Consider the following 455-nt stretch of genomic DNA (forward strand, 5'->3'; position numbering starts at 1 on the left):
ATAACGTGTCATCTGGTCATAATAATGCTGACGTTGCTGACTAATTTTTTTAACCCAGCGGTGTTGGTAATAATTTCCGATAGTGATAAACATTACCAAACCAAGTAAGGTAATTACTGTTAATTCTTGGCTTGTGCCTTCGAAATATGGATGAAAACCAAATAGGAAAAATGTACTTAAATAAAAAATAATCGCCCCAAGCAGACTCGTTAAACAAATAACTGCAAAGGAAATACGACTATTAATTGCTGAGTAAAACAATGCAAAAAGTGCAATAAATGTTGGAACGAGATTAAGGTGCACTCCTGCTAGAGTAACAGCCACTACAATCGCATCTATTGCAAAAAAAACACTTTTTTGAGTTTTCTTATCAAACTGGTACTGCAACCAGTGTTCTAGTTTAGAACTGACAAAAAGTAAAAAAAGAAAAAAAGGAGGAATATAGATTTGATAAT

1 protein-coding gene is annotated in these 455 nt (G+C 33.2%); it reads right to left on the minus strand.

What is annotated here, in order from left to right:
* A partial coding sequence (locus F7Q96_RS26580; RefSeq protein WP_211923540.1) for a hypothetical protein occupies nucleotides 1-387 on the minus strand: 387 nt, incomplete at its 3' end.
* Between the last annotated feature and the right edge of the window lie 68 nt (nucleotides 388-455).

This window comes from Cupriavidus gilardii, assembly GCF_008801915.1.
GTDB classification, from domain to species: Bacteria; Pseudomonadota; Gammaproteobacteria; order Burkholderiales; family Burkholderiaceae; genus Cupriavidus; species Cupriavidus gilardii.